We start from the raw sequence: 12,123 nt of genomic DNA on the forward strand, positions 1-12,123 counted from the left end.
CGTGCAGGATGTTCAGCTCGGCGATCTCCTCGACCGAGGCGAAGCCGACGCCCCAAGCCAGCGCCCGGGCCTTGATCTCGATCTCCAGCGCCTCGCGCCGTTCCGCGGTCAGAGCCTTGGAGTCGTCAATGCCCTCGGGCAGGTCCTCGTGATGCAGGATCACCGCCCCGGCGCTCACCGGCCCCGCCCAAGGTCCGCGCCCCGCCTCGTCGACGCCGCAGACGAGACCGCCGCAGGACTGGATCAGCACCGTCTCCAGCGCCAGCGTCGGGAAGCCGCGCGGGGCCTTCGCCGGCGCCTTCGCGGCGGCCTTCGTCTTGCCTGGCTTTTTCGGCGCGGTCTTCACCGGTCGGCCATCGCACGAACCTGCCGGTGACGGAAGCACTCGACGCCGTGATCGTTGACCATGCCCACAGCCTGCATGAAGGCGTATACGATCACCGGGCCGCAGAAGGTAAAGCCACGCTTCTTCAGCGCCTTGGCCATCGCCTCGGATCCGGGAGTCGCCACCGGCCGCGCGCTGTCGGGCCAGCTGTTCTGGATCGGCGCACCGCCGACGAACGACCACAGCCATGCGCTGAAGTCCTCGCCGTTCTCCCGCATCTCCAGCCAGATCCGGGCGCCCTTGATCGCGCTGTTGATCTTGGCCCGCGAGCGGATGATGCGGGCGTCGCCCAGCAGCCGCTCGATGTCGGCCTCGCCGTAGCGCGCTATGACCTCGGGATCGAAGCCGTCGAATGCGTCGCGCATTCCCTCGCGCTTCCGCAGGATGGTGATCCACGCCAGTCCGGCCTGGAACCCATCCAGCACCAGCTTCTCCCACAGCGCCCGGCTGTCGTACTCGGGCACACCCCACTCCTCGTCGTGATAGGCCACGTACAGCGGATCGGTCCCGCACCAGGCGCAGCGGTTGAGTGAATCGGGCATGGCGGGAGGGTAGCGACTAGGCCCGCCGCGTGAAGGGGGCGGCGACGCAGCGCGGGGCGCGCCCTGACAAACCGCTGGTCTCCCATGTTGAAATCGCGCAGCCTCAAGGCCGCACGGGAGAGGCCGATGGAGCGCGACGAACCGACGGTGGGGCCGGGTGAGCGGGTCAAGGCGATGGCGGCCATGGAGGCGCTGCTGCGTATCTGGCGTCAGGCCGTCGACTGTTTTCCGGGGGACGATCTGGAGACCATCCTTGTTTATCTGACCGTCGCGGCCGCCAGCTCCAGCAGCCATCTGCGAGACCCGGAGATTGTCGCCGGACTCGACGACGCTCCGCTGCCCGACCACCTGCACCGACCGACCAGCGGACGGGCCGTCGCCGAGGCCACCGGGCTGGCGCGCGAGACGGTGCGGCGCCGGATTGACGCCCTGGTCGCCTCCGGACGACTGGCTCGCGACTCTCGGGGCGTACGGACGGTCAGCGGCACGATCACCCACGCAAGAAACCTGGAGTTCGTCCGGTTTCTCACCCGGGAGATGACCTTGGCGTCGGACCGGCTCAGGCGGTTCGATCCTGCGTGACCGTGGCCCCTTCCGCCGCCCATGCCTCCACCTTCAGGTCCTCGACCCAGGCGTCCAGCACGCCGCAGACGCCGCTTCGGTCGACGCCGCTGAAGGTGGGGCAGTGGCGGATCCGGTCCGCCTCTTCCGTCATGGAGGCCAGCAGGTCGATCAGGCTGGTGCGCGAACGGCGGGCGTGACTGCGCGCCAGACCGCGCACGATCGCTTCGAGCGCCGTCAGATCGGTGGTTATGGCGTCAAGGCGGGGGTCGTGCATCCGGGCGCTCCAGCAGGTCGGGGCGCGGCGATAGTCGCGTCGGGGATCGGCGACCAGTGTGATGCGACCCGATCCGGGTCGGTCGTCCCGGGGCGACGTCAGTCCACTTCCGCGAAGGCGCGCACCGGGAAGGTCCCGAACGCCTTCACCTTGGGCGGCGCCGCGGTGAAGCGGAAGCCGGTGTCGGGCAGCAACTCCAGACCGCGCATGTGTTCGCAGATCGGGATGCCCGCGCCCAGCAGGCGGCTGTGCGCCGGCCGCGCGCGGGTGCGGGTGTCGTCGATGTTGTGCGAGTCGATGCCGACCAGGGCCGCGCCGGACTCAACCAGCAGGGCCGCGGCGTCCTCGGTGAGGAAGGGGTGGTCTTCGAAATAGGCGTCGGTGCGCCAATGCCGGGCCCAGCCGGTGTGGACCAGCACCGCCTTGCCGCGCACGTCCACTCCAGCGAAGCGGTCCCCGTCGATCGCCAAAACGTCCGGCGCCCGCACCACCAGCCCCGGCAGGCCCGCCACCCGCTCCAGCCCCACGTCGCTCAAGTCCTCTCCGTCGGCGTAGCGGTGGAAGGGCGTGTCCAGATAGGTGCCGGTGTTGCCGACCATGTCGATGCGGCCGATCTGGAACTCCGTGCCCGCTTCGTAGGCCGCGCGCGAGGCCTCGCGGCTGAGATGGTCGCAGATCAGCGGCGCGGGCAGACCCTTATAGGTGATCATGCCGTCTTCGATCGTGTGGCTGAGGTCGATCAGCGGCATGTGCGGCTCCGGATTACGTCCGTCGAGGATGGACGCGCGGCGGGCGCGGGTCAAAGCGTCGCTTTGGGCTGGACAAGCCGCCGTCGAGGCTGAACAAACGTCGCTCCCATCAAGGAGACTTTCATGCGTATCGCCCTGTTCGCCGCCGCCGCGGCCGCCCTGACCCTGACCGCCTGCTCGCAGCAGACCGAAGAAAACGCCGACGCGACCGTTGACGCCGCCGGCGCGACCGTCGCCTCCGCCGCCGACGACACGGCCGCCAACGCCGACGCCGCCGCCGACAACGCCGCCGCCGCGACCAATCAGGCCGCCGCCAACGCCGACGCCGCGGCTGACACCGCCGCTCGCAAGACCGACGCCGCCGTCGATGCGGCCGCCGCCACCGAGTAACATCGGCTCAAGCCAGAAGACCGACGCGCCCGGAGCCTGCTTCGGGCGCGTTTTCGTTCAGCCTGGCGTGACAGCTTGGTTGGATCTCAAGCTCTCCAGATAGGCGATCAGGTCGTTGATCTCGCCAGGGCGCAGCTCGAACTGCGGCATGGCGGGGTGTCCGGTCATGACGCCTTCGCCGAAGGCCTCCTGCAACTGGGTGGGCGGGTAGAGCTCAGCAATGTCGCGCAGCGGCGGCGCCGCCTCCATCGCGCTGGCGCCCGTCGGGCCGACGGCGTGGCAGCCGCCGCACTTGGCCGCCGCCATGACGCGGCCGCGTTCGACGGCGGCCGGGGTCGATGCAGGCCCTGCGAACGGCGCTGGACCCGAGTCGGCTGGTCGGGCCGCCGAGCAGGCGGCGCAGGCAAGGGTCAGTGCAGCAATGACGGATCGGGTAAGCAACATGCCGGTCTCCAGGGACGACGGAGAGGCACCATAGGCCGATCCCCGGCCGGCGGGGGGATTTCCCCTGGGACAGGGCCCTCAGGCCGGCGCCCACTCCGGGCGGCGCACCGTCACGGGCCGTCCCTCCACCGACAGGGCGCCTTCCAGCCGGTCGAGCCGCAGCAGCGCCATGGCCGCGCCGTCGCGGCCGCTGAGCACCTCGCCCGCACGAAGCTCCCCGTTCAGCACTTCGGCGCCGAAGGGGGGAGGAGGGCCGTCGATGGCAATCGGCAGCATGCGATTCCTGATGGCTCCCCGCCGCTTCATGCGTGAGGTCGTCTCCTGTCCCACGAAACAGCCCTTCTGGAAGTCGACGCCGTTCAACAGGTCGAAGTTGGCTTCAATCGGATAGGTCTTGTCGGAAATCGCATCCGCGGCGGGGTCGGGCACGCCGAGCGCCAGCCGGTGGGCCTGAAAGTCGTCCTCGGACGCCGTGGCGTCCGCCGCCAAGCCGTAGGCTCGACCTCCCAACGCGGGCAACCGGGGATCGGAGGCGAACCCCGCCGCTTCACCACCCCAGGCCGCGAACACCGGCGCGCCCTCGGGCTCAAGCGAGACCTGCGCCCGCAGCCGGTACATCGACAGTCGCTGCAGCAGGGCGTCACGCCGGTCGGCGGCGACATCCAGCACCACACCGTCCTCCAGGCCCAGCAAGAACAGGTCGAACAACAGACGGCCGGGCGGCGACAGCAGGGCGCCGAACTTCAACTGCCCCGGCGCGAGAGTCTCGACGTCCTGCGTCAGCAGATTGTGCAGGAAGGCGCGGGCGTCCGGCCCCGACACCCGGATCAGGGCGCGGCTGGGGAGGTGGGCGATGCGGGTGGTCATGCGCCACAGATAGGCGCGCCGAAGCCTGTGGACCACACCGCCCAAACGAGCGCGGGCGGAGAGAATCCCTGTAGCCTCCCGTCATGGCGAGCCGGTTCCCCATTCTGTACATCGCCGAGGCGGACGCCGCGGAGGCGGTGATGTCCTCCGGCGTGCTCGCCTATCTCGTCAAAGCCATGCCCGCGGCGACCTTCAGCGTCGTCGGTTCGCCGGCCAGCGCGCCGCTGTTCGCGGACACGCCCCGGCTCGACCGGCTTTTCGTTCTGGAGCGCGAAGGTCATCTGGAATGGCTGGCGCTGTGGAACCAGGTTCGCGCCATCAAGTGGGGTCTGGTCGTCGACATGCGCGGCTCGGCTCTGTCAGGGAAGCTGAAGCGCCAGAAGCGGGCGGTGCGGGGCGAGCGCGAGGGCGGCGTCCACGCCGTGGAACTGGCCGCCAGGGTGCTGCATCTGGACGAAATCCCGGCGCCCCTTCTTGCGCTGTCCGAGGAAACGGTCGCCACCGCCGAGCGGCTCATCCCGCCGGGCGAGGGCCCCATTCTGGCCGTGGCGCCGGGCGCGGAGTGGATGGGCCGCCAGTGGCCGCCGGAACGCTTCGCCAAGGTCGCGACGGCTCTGCTGGCCGACGACGGCGCCTTGGCCGGCGGCCGGCTGATGATCGTCGGCGGCGAGGGTGATCGCGAAGCCGCCCACACCCTGCGCTCAGCGGCGAAGCGCGACCGCGTGATCGACCTGCAGGGGCGGCTGAACCCGCTCCAGACCGTGGCTGCCCTTAGACGGGCGACGCTGTACCTCGGCGGGGACTGCCTGTGCACCCATCTCGCGGTGGCCGCCGGCGCTCCGGTGATCGCCGCCTTCGGTCCCTCGGACGAGGCCGAGCGAGGGCCGTGGGGCGGCGTCGTCGTGCGCGGGCCACGCTCGGTCGAGGAGTTCCGCAAGATCGACCCGCAGCTCAATCAGGCGATCATGCACATGAACGATCTGCCGGCGGAGCGCGTGCTCAAGGCGGCGAGGAAGCTGCTGGAGCAGCGGGTCGTCGCCTGACGTCTGATCTGCGCCTGACGTCTGATCTGCGTCTGACTCCGGGATGACGGATGTCGGGCGCGTGATATGAGAGGCCCATGACACAGACCTACGACCTGATCGTCCGCGGCGGCGAGGTGGCCAATCACGCGGGGCGCGGGCGGGCCGACGTGGGCGTGATCGACGGCCGCATCGCCTTCGTCGGCGACCTATCTCAGGCGTCGGCGGGGGAGACCGTGGACGCCTCGGGCCTGACGGTCCTGCCCGGCGTCATCGACACCCAGGTCCATTTCCGTGAGCCGGGCCTCGAGTGGAAGGAGGACCTCGAGACCGGCAGCCGCGCGGCGGCGCTGGGCGGGGTCACCGCCGTGTTCGAGATGCCGAACACCGAGCCGAACACCACCGATCCCGACACCCTCGCCGACAAGCTGGAGCGGGCGCGGGACCGGATGTGGACCGACCACGCCTTCTACATCGGCGGCACGCACGGGAACGCGCGGCATCTGGCGGAGCTGGAGCGGCTGCCGGGCTGCTGCGGCGTCAAGGTGTTCATGGGCGCCTCGACCGGCACCCTGCTGGTGGCTGACGACGACGGCGTGCGCGAAGTGCTGCGCCATGTGAAGCGCCGCGCGACCTTCCACTCGGAGGACGAATACCGCCTGGTGGAGCGACGGCCGTTGGCCCGCACCGGCGACTGGACAAGCCATCCTGAGGTGCGCGACGCCGAGAGCGCGATCATGAGCACGCGGCGTCTGGTGCGGCTGGCGCGCGAGACCGGCGCCCGAATTCACGTCCTTCACGTCTCGACCGCCGAGGAGGTGCGCTTTCTCGCCGACCACAAGGACGTCGCCACCGCCGAGGTCACGCCCCAGCACCTGACGCTGGACGGCGACGAAGCCTACGAGCGGCTGAAGGGCTACGCCCAGATGAACCCGCCGATCCGCAACGCCGGCCATATCGCCGGGCTGTGGACCGGCATCGAGCACGGGGTCTTCGACGTGCTGGGGTCGGATCATGCGCCGCATACGGTCGAGGAGAAGGCGCGGCCCTATCCGGCGTCGCCCTCCGGGATGCCGGGCGTGCAGACGCTGGTGCCGGTCATGCTGACTCACGTGGCCAACGGTCGGCTGAGCCTTGACCGCTTCATCGACCTGACCAGCCACGGCGCCAATCGCGTGTTCGGCATCGCCGGCAAGGGCCGGATGGCGGAGGGCTACGACGCCGACCTGACGCTGGTCGATCTGAAGGCGCGGCGGGTCATCCGGCACGAGGACATGGCCAGCCGCGCGGGGTGGACTCCCTTCGACGGCTTTGAGGCGACGGGCTGGCCCATGGCCACGATCGTGCGCGGCCGGGTGGTGATGCGGGACGGACAGCTGCTGGGCGCGGCCCACGGGCGTCCGGTCCGCTTTCAGGAAACGCTTGTGTCCTGACGGCCGAGGCGCGCCATCAGCGCGTCGCGGTAGGTCCGGCTGGCGACCAGTTCGGCCCCGCTCTGCATCGTCAGCCGCCACGACCCGTCGGACAGCGAGCTCGCATCCCGCACCCGCGCCAGATTGACGACCGTTGAACGGTGACTGCGGGCGAAGACCCGCCCGTCAAGCCGCGCCTCCAACGCCTTGAGCGGCTCGCGGATCAGTCCTTCTCGCTCGCCCCAGTGCACCACGACGTAGTTGCCGGCGGCGGCGAACCACTCGACCTCGTCCACAAGCACCGGCGCGCGACGGTTGCCCGTCATGACCATCAGCCGTTCGGGCGGTGCGGCCGGGGCGGTCGACGCCGCGCGGGCGCCGGCCAGCGCCGCCTCCAGTGATCGGGCGTGCGAGCGCGCCTCAACCGCGCGGCTGCGATGCACGGCGGCGGCGCCGACGGCGCAGATCGCGGTGTAGATCAGCAGGGAGACGGGAGCGCGAACGATCGCGCCCTCCAGCAGACCGGCTCCGCCGGCGCCGAACGCCAGATCGATCGCCTTGGTCGCGAGGCTGTGCAGCGGCACGATGATGAAGCCGGCCAACGACAGGAAGGCGAACGCGCGGGGGCCGGCGCCGAACCGACGAAGCAACAGCCAAACCAACGTTCCGACAGGCAGCCAGAGACCGTAGACCGCGCCTTGCCAAAGCAGGGACTCCGCCACGCCGGGCTCGCTTCCGCCCCCGCGGCGCAGAAACCACGCGGCGCACACCGTGGTCATGACGTAGCTGTAGGCGGTGAACGCCGCGACCCAGGCCGCCGTGCTGATCCGGCTCAGGCGAAGGCCGCCGCCGCGCGACGCCGGCGGCTCAAGATCAGAACCGCGATCCAGATCATCGTCACCGTTTGGAACAGGATGGTCGGCCAGAGCTGGCTCCATGGGGTCGGCAAGAAGGTCAGGAAGTTGCCGGAGAAGGCGGACAGCACGGCGCCGTAGGCGCCGAGCATCTTCGTCAGATGCTCATACTTCCACAGCTCAGGCGAGAAGGGCCAGTCGGTGGGGCGCGCGAACCGCCAGAGGTCCCAGCCGCCATAGACGAGCGCGCCGTAAGCCAGGGCCGATGAGACGACAGCCAGAGTTCCCGTGCGGCCCATGACCACCAGCACGAGGACCCACACGCCCACTCCGACCACGCCTGAGGTCACGATCCAGTCGAGGGGCCGGGCCTGATCCTCCCGGTGCAGGTCGGGCCGTTTGCGCCGCAGCACCCGCAGGCCCGAGAACAGGGTCATGGTCGCCGTGGCCGACAGGGCGAGGAAGTAGGGGCTGAACTTCAGCGCCGTCATCAGCCAGGCGCAGGCGAGCAGCGTGGCCATAAGGCCCGCGAAGACGCGGCCGCTGAGCCGATGGGCGCGCGAGCCCTTGCGCGTCAGGATCGGCGCCAGCCCCACCACCGAGGCGGCGAGACCGCAGCTGATGTGCAGGACGAGGGTTGGGGTGAAGAGCCAGGACATGAGCCGAGGCTGACGGCGCCGCCGGTCCGGGTCGAGCCGGCTGGGACGAAGCGCGGCGCGCCGGGATGAAGCTCGGGAACCCGCGGACTCGCCGCGGATTCCTCATGCTGGAAGGAGAACGCCATGAGCAAACGTGAACTGATCGAGCCCACGCCGGGCGACAAGCGCTACGCCCGCCGCGACGCAGAGGGCCGCTTCACCGAGATGGTCGATGTCGGCCGGTCGTCGGCTCAGGACCAGAAACGCTCGGCCAGCCACGCCGCGCCCAAGGGGCACGGCGACCGCGGCGACCGTCGGAACTAGATCGCGAAGCTGACGCCGCAGCCGCAGCTGGAGGCCGCGTTTGGATTGCGCACCACGAACTGGGCGCCGGCCAGGTCGTCAAGGAAGGCGATCTCCGAACCCTTGAGGAAGGGCAGGGAGACCGGGTCTACCAGCGCGGCCTGCCCGCCGGATTCTATGCGGATGTCCTCGGCCTCGGCGGCCTCCACCAGCTCGAAGCGGTACTGGAAGCCGGAACAGCCCCCGCCGTCCACGGCGACGCGCAACATGACGGGGTGGCCGTCGGCCTCAGCCAGTTTGGCTAACCGCCGGGCCGCGCTGTCCGACAGCGTCAGGCCATGACCGCCGGCGGACGGAGATATCTGGAAGGCGGGGGTGGCCAGATCGATGCTCATTGGACGGTGCTCACGGCCGTCTATATGAGGCGCGGGCGGGCCGGCGCAAAGGCCTCGCGACCGAATGAGCCGATGTTGATCCCCGAACGCGCACCCTGGGCCGAATATCCGGAGCACAGCCGCGGCCGGCTGACGCCGGAGCCGATCAGCCGCACCCGCAACGCCTACGCCCGCGACCGCGACCGGATCATTCACGCGACCGCCTTCCGCCGGCTGAAAGAGAAGACGCAGGTCTTCGTCGCGCACGAGGGCGACCACTATCGCACCCGCCTAACCCACAGCCTCGAGGTGGCTCAGATCGCGCGGTCGATCGCCCACGCACTACGGCTCGACACCGATCTGGCCGAGACGGTCGCGCTGGCGCACGATCTCGGCCATCCGCCGTTCGGCCACGCGGGCGAGGACGAGTTGCAGGCCCGGATGGAGCCGTGGGGCGGCTTCGACCACAACGTTCAGACCTTCCGCGTCGTGACGAAGCTGGAGGAGCGTTATCCGCAATTCGACGGCCTGAACCTGAGCTGGGAGACGGTAGAGGGGGTGGTCAAGCACAACGGCCCCGTCTCGCACCGGCTGGACGAACCGGCGTGGAAGGCCATCGCCCACTACGCGCCCGCCTGGGACCTGCGGCTGGCGACGTTTGCCTCGCTGGAGGCGCAGGCGGCGGCCATCGCCGACGACATCGCCTACAACAACCACGACGTCGACGACGGCGTGCAGGCCGGCCTCTTCACATTGGACGATCTGGCCGACGTGCCGCTGATCGGCCCTGTCCTGCACGGCGTGCGAAGGGACTGGCCCGCGATCGACGACCGGATGATCCGGATCGAGGCGGTGCGGCGCATGATCGGCGCTATGGTCGAGGACGTGCTGGCCGAAACGGAGCGCCGGCTGGAGGACGCCGGCGTACGCTCGACAGAAGACGTGCGCACCGCGGATCGGATGCTGGTCGCATTCTCCCCGTCCATGCTGGCGGATCTCGGCGTGCTGCGGAAATTCCTGTTCGAGCGAATGTATCGGCACTACCGCGTCAACCGCACCCGCAGCCAAGCGCGGCGCATCCTGGCCGAGATGTTCACCCTGTTCATGGCGGAACCGGAGACCATGCCGCCGGAATGGTCGGCCCGGGCGATGGTCGCCGACGAGGCCAAGCGGGCGCGCGCGGTGTGCGATTACATCGCCGGCATGACAGACCGCTTCGCCATCGAGGAGCACAGGAAACTGTTCAGCCTCGACCTCGCGCTCGATCTGTGATTCGAAAGGTGCGCCGGGGCGGGTAGGATGAACCTCCGCGCGTCGATTCGCGCGGACCGACCAGAGGCGGCCATGTCCCACGAAGATCCCTACCACCCCAACCAGGGCCGCGACCGGGGCGCCTATACGCCGCCAACCGACGACGACCTGCCCTTCAACCGCGGCGGCTACGATCCACGCCGGGAGCGCGGCGGCGGCGGCGGTGGGGGCGGCGGCGGAAAGGGGCCGCCGGTGACGCTGATCATTTCGGCCGTCGTCCTGCTGCTCCTGATCGTGGCGGTGGTGGTCTATTACCGAGCCGGCCCGCGCTCTTCGAATGATGCGCCGCCCGCCATCGGCACACCCGTGGGTGAGATGAAGACCGGGGTGCCGCTGGAAGCACAGCCCGTGGATCCGGAAGCCGGCATCGACGTCTATTCCGGGGCCGAGGCCGCGACCGACCTGCCGACCTTCACCCCGCCGCCTGAGGTGGTCCAGCCCCGGCCGGCGCCCGCCCCGATCGAGCCGGCGGCGCCGATCACGGCCGCGCCGCGTCCGGCCCCGGTCACGCCTCCGCCGCCGGCGAAGGTCGAGCCGCGCCCCGCGCCCGCCGCCGGCGGGAGCTCGGGCGTCCAGATCGGCGCCTTCTCTACGCCTGGCTTGGCCGACCGCGAGTTCGCCGCGGTCGTGGCGCGCTATCCGCAGTTCGCCGGCGGCGCCGACAAGCGTGTGCAGGAGGTGACGACCTCCAGCGGCGCGACCGTTTACCGGACCACTGTCACCGGCCTGAGCCGCGATCAGGCCGCCGGCCTGTGCAACGCCATCAAGGCGGGCGGCGGCGACTGTTTCGTGCGTTGACGGGCGCGTGACCTCCGCCGCCATCTACGGCTGCAGCGGTCATCGGCTGACCGAGGCGGAGCGGGCCTTCTTCGCCGAGGTCCGGCCCTGGGGCTTCATCCTGTTCCGCCGCAACATCGACAGTCCGGACCAGGTCCGGGCCCTGACCAGGGAGCTGCGCGACAGCATCGGCGACGAGGACTGCCCGATCCTGATCGATCAGGAGGGCGGCCGGGTGCAGCGGATGGGGCCGCCGCACTGGCCGAAATACCCGCCCGGCGAGGCGTATCTGAAGGCGGTCGACGATCCGCTCGCGGCGCGCGACCTGGTGCGGCTCGGCGCGCGGCTGATGGCCAGCGATCTGAGGGCCGTGGGCGTCAACGTCGACTGCGTCCCGGTCCTCGACGTGCCTGTGCCCGGGGCCCACGACATCATCGGCGACCGCGCCTATGCCCGCGATCCGGCGACCGTCGCACAACTGGGTCGGGCGGCGGCGGAGGGGCTGCTGGCGGGCGGGGTGCTGCCGGTGATCAAGCACACGCCGGGCCACGGGCGCGCCTTCGCCGACAGCCATCACGACCTGCCGGTCGTCCATGCGGACCTGCCCACGCTCGACGGCTGGGACTTCGCCCCGTTCAAGGCGCTCTCGGACATGCCTCTGGCGATGACGGCCCATGTGGTGTTCGACGCCGTCGATCCGAAACGGCCCGCCACGACTTCGAAGAAGGCTCTCCGCCTGATGCGCGAGCATCTCGGTTTCGGCGGCCTCATCATGACCGACGACCTGTCGATGAAGGCGCTGTCCGGCAGCCTGCGCGAGCGGGCCGAGGCGTCTCTCAAGGCTGGCTGCGACGTGGTCCTTCACTGCAACGGCGATCTCGACGAGATGCGTCAGGTGGCGGACGGCGTCGGCAGGTTGAAGGGCAGGGCTGCCAGGCGGGCGGAGGCCGCGATGGCGCGCATCGTCCACACGCCCGAACCGCTCGACGAGGCCCAAGCCCGGGCTCGCTTCACGGCCATGCTCTCGGGACGGCTGGAAGCCGTCAAGGGCCCCGACGTCGGGGAGGCGCAGGCCGGATGACCGACGCCTTCCAGCCGAATCTGGATTTCAGCGCCGCCGATCAGGCCCGTCCTGACGAGGCCTTCGTCGTCGATCTGGAGGGCTACGAAGGGCCGCTGCACGTCCTGCTGGCGCTGGCGCGGACGCAGAAGGTCGA

The 12,123-nt window shown here is 70.3% G+C and carries 17 protein-coding genes and 1 pseudogene; 9 read left to right on the forward strand and 9 right to left on the reverse strand.

Annotation, left to right across the window (positions count from 1 at the left end; genetic code table 11):
• Both VGB60_RS07460 and VGB60_RS07465 read right to left on the reverse strand, forming a co-directional pair.
• The coding region (locus tag VGB60_RS07460) for a ribonuclease HII (RefSeq protein ID WP_414644487.1) at positions 1–259 on the reverse strand (259 nt) is incomplete at its 3' end.
• Between the two features lie 83 nt (positions 260–342).
• Complete coding sequence (locus VGB60_RS07465; protein WP_331037639.1) at positions 343–927, reverse strand: DNA-3-methyladenine glycosylase I; 585 nt, start codon at positions 925–927, stop codon at positions 343–345.
• A 126-nt stretch (positions 928–1,053) separates the two neighbouring features.
• Between VGB60_RS07465 and VGB60_RS07470 the strand changes: the two genes are divergently transcribed.
• On the forward strand, positions 1,054–1,509 hold the full coding sequence (locus tag VGB60_RS07470; protein ID WP_331037640.1) for a hypothetical protein: 456 nt from the start codon (positions 1,054–1,056) through the stop codon (positions 1,507–1,509).
• Here VGB60_RS07470 and VGB60_RS07475 read toward each other — a convergent pair.
• Together VGB60_RS07475 and VGB60_RS07480 are read right to left on the reverse strand one after the other, a co-directional pair.
• Positions 1,487–1,765, reverse strand: coding sequence for a hypothetical protein (locus VGB60_RS07475; RefSeq protein ID WP_331037641.1), 279 nt, complete (start codon positions 1,763–1,765; stop codon positions 1,487–1,489). The genes VGB60_RS07470 and VGB60_RS07475 overlap by 23 nt on opposite strands.
• Positions 1,766–1,863: 98 nt before the next feature.
• Entirely contained in the window at positions 1,864–2,514 is a 651-nt protein-coding gene (locus tag VGB60_RS07480) for a cyclase family protein (protein ID WP_331037642.1), read from the reverse strand.
• A 123-nt stretch (positions 2,515–2,637) separates the two neighbouring features.
• Here VGB60_RS07480 and VGB60_RS07485 point away from each other — a divergent pair, with 123 nt between their 5' ends.
• Positions 2,638–2,904 (forward strand): hypothetical protein, encoded by a 267-nt coding sequence (locus tag VGB60_RS07485; RefSeq protein WP_331037643.1) that lies wholly within the window; start codon positions 2,638–2,640, stop codon positions 2,902–2,904.
• Between the two features lie 57 nt (positions 2,905–2,961).
• Here the strand turns inward: VGB60_RS07485 and VGB60_RS07490 are convergent, their stop codons facing one another.
• Both VGB60_RS07490 and VGB60_RS07495 read right to left on the reverse strand, forming a co-directional pair.
• The gene (locus tag VGB60_RS07490) at positions 2,962–3,348 is read right to left on the reverse strand and encodes a cytochrome c (RefSeq protein WP_331037644.1); all 387 of its coding nucleotides are present in this window, start codon (positions 3,346–3,348) and stop codon (positions 2,962–2,964) included.
• Between the two features lie 78 nt (positions 3,349–3,426).
• Positions 3,427–4,215 (reverse strand): folate-binding protein, encoded by a 789-nt coding sequence (locus VGB60_RS07495; protein WP_331037645.1) that lies wholly within the window; start codon positions 4,213–4,215, stop codon positions 3,427–3,429.
• Between the two features lie 83 nt (positions 4,216–4,298).
• On the opposite strand from VGB60_RS07495, the gene VGB60_RS07500 reads away from it, so the two are divergent.
• A complete protein-coding gene (locus VGB60_RS07500) occupies positions 4,299–5,258 on the forward strand; it encodes a glycosyltransferase family 9 protein (protein ID WP_331037646.1) in 960 nt (319 codons plus the stop codon).
• 77 nt (positions 5,259–5,335) lie between these two features.
• A complete protein-coding gene (locus tag VGB60_RS07505; protein ID WP_331037647.1) occupies positions 5,336–6,670 on the forward strand; it encodes a dihydroorotase in 1,335 nt (444 codons plus the stop codon).
• Here VGB60_RS07505 and VGB60_RS07510 read toward each other — a convergent pair.
• Together VGB60_RS07510 and VGB60_RS07515 are read right to left on the reverse strand one after the other, a co-directional pair.
• The gene (locus VGB60_RS07510) at positions 6,649–7,587 is read right to left on the reverse strand and encodes a LytTR family DNA-binding domain-containing protein (RefSeq protein WP_331037648.1); all 939 of its coding nucleotides are present in this window, start codon (positions 7,585–7,587) and stop codon (positions 6,649–6,651) included. The two genes, VGB60_RS07505 and VGB60_RS07510, sit on opposite strands and share 22 nt — an antisense overlap.
• Positions 7,482–8,162: a DUF2306 domain-containing protein gene (locus VGB60_RS07515; protein WP_331037649.1), complete on the reverse strand. Its 681-nt coding sequence runs from the start codon at positions 8,160–8,162 to the stop codon at positions 7,482–7,484. The genes VGB60_RS07510 and VGB60_RS07515 overlap by 106 nt, the downstream gene beginning before the upstream one ends.
• A 123-nt stretch (positions 8,163–8,285) precedes the next feature.
• On the opposite strand from VGB60_RS07515, the gene VGB60_RS07520 reads away from it, so the two are divergent.
• Positions 8,286–8,465: a hypothetical protein gene (locus VGB60_RS07520; RefSeq protein ID WP_331037650.1), complete on the forward strand. Its 180-nt coding sequence runs from the start codon at positions 8,286–8,288 to the stop codon at positions 8,463–8,465.
• Here the strand turns inward: VGB60_RS07520 and erpA are convergent.
• Entirely contained in the window at positions 8,462–8,839 is a 378-nt protein-coding gene (gene erpA / locus VGB60_RS07525; RefSeq protein ID WP_331037651.1) for an iron-sulfur cluster insertion protein ErpA, read from the reverse strand. The genes VGB60_RS07520 and erpA overlap by 4 nt on opposite strands.
• A gap of 24 nt (positions 8,840–8,863) precedes the next feature.
• Here erpA and VGB60_RS07530 point away from each other — a divergent pair, with 24 nt between their 5' ends.
• The 4 genes and pseudogenes from VGB60_RS07530 to VGB60_RS07545 all read left to right on the forward strand — a co-directional run.
• On the forward strand, positions 8,864–10,090 hold the full coding sequence (locus tag VGB60_RS07530; RefSeq protein WP_414644488.1) for a deoxyguanosinetriphosphate triphosphohydrolase: 1,227 nt from the start codon (positions 8,864–8,866) through the stop codon (positions 10,088–10,090).
• 72 nt (positions 10,091–10,162) lie between these two features.
• A complete protein-coding gene (locus tag VGB60_RS07535; protein ID WP_331037653.1) occupies positions 10,163–10,927 on the forward strand; it encodes an SPOR domain-containing protein in 765 nt (254 codons plus the stop codon).
• A 7-nt stretch (positions 10,928–10,934) separates the two neighbouring features.
• On the forward strand, positions 10,935–11,987 hold the full coding sequence (gene nagZ, locus VGB60_RS07540) for a beta-N-acetylhexosaminidase (protein WP_331037654.1): 1,053 nt from the start codon (positions 10,935–10,937) through the stop codon (positions 11,985–11,987).
• Positions 11,984–12,123 (forward strand): annotated as a pseudogene (locus tag VGB60_RS07545) (segregation/condensation protein A); the annotation flags it as partial. The gene nagZ and the pseudogene VGB60_RS07545, both read left to right, overlap by 4 nt.

The sequence above is a fragment of the Brevundimonas sp. genome (genome assembly GCF_036399195.1).
Classification (GTDB): Bacteria; Pseudomonadota; Alphaproteobacteria; order Caulobacterales; family Caulobacteraceae; genus Brevundimonas.